The following is an 867-nucleotide window of genomic DNA, read 5'->3' as shown; positions in this document are numbered from 1 at the left end:
ATGAAAGATCAACAAGCCCTAACTGTTACATATATTTCTGTTATCAGGATTGCGCGGCCGAAAAAAATCTGGCAAAGTCTGCGCGGTCTTGTCATCACGACAAGCACCTCAGGCCTATTCCAAGCCTTATAGCCAATCAGCTTAATTGGGATGTTATCACCGGACAGGGGTAAAGTCGGAATGTGTTGCCATCGTGGGTAATATTCCGGCTGTTCAGTGAATACGATTATTGTAGCTTGAATTTTCAACCTGCAAATTTAATGGTATGCCGGCAACACCGGTCCCTGACAACGGAGATAAAAATGCAGCTTTCCATTCAACAGCGTTTTAGTATTTGGGCCGGACTAAGTCTATTGACTGTGGTGGTGGTAACAGCACTGATCAGTGTTTGGCAATTCGGTTCGATAAAACAGACGCTTTCTGAGCAGGGCCGTGATGTCAGCCAGCAACAGGCACAGCAATATTTACAGATATTAGCTCAGGACACAGCGGCGCAGTTGCGCATTCCTCTGGAAAGAGCATTACATACAGCCCAGGCTAATGCCGCGGTGATGCAGGCTGTTGTCGCCGATTCATCCATTACAGACAAGCGCGGTCTTGCCGTCAGAACGCTGGAACAGACTTTGACACTAAATGATGATTTCCTGGGTGCTTACGTGGCATTTGAACCAAATACTGTGGACGGCAGTGATTTCATTCAGCGTAACAGCTTAGGCAGTGATGCCCGTGGGCGTTTCCTGCCCTATGTGGTGCGTTCCGATAAAAACAGCTTTGTGGTGGAAAATCTGGAAGGGTTGGAAGATGCTACGCCGGATGAAAATGGCGTAAGAGCAGGTGAATACTATCTTTGTTCCAAAGATCGGAAAA

General features: G+C 47.2%; 1 protein-coding gene. It reads left to right on the top strand.

Features of this window, described 5'->3' with window-relative positions; all coding sequences use genetic code 11:
• Positions 1-302 precede the first annotated feature (302 nt).
• A partial coding sequence (locus B4F66_RS12300) for a PDC sensor domain-containing protein (RefSeq protein WP_526022913.1) occupies positions 303-867 on the top strand: 565 nt, incomplete at its 3' end.

Origin of the sequence: Methylophaga sp. UBA3603 (genome assembly GCF_002375335.1) — a bacterium.
Classification (GTDB): Bacteria; Pseudomonadota; Gammaproteobacteria; order Nitrosococcales; family Methylophagaceae; genus Methylophaga.
Note: the sequence above shows the minus strand (reverse complement) of the source record. Positions and strands in the feature narration are given on the sequence as shown.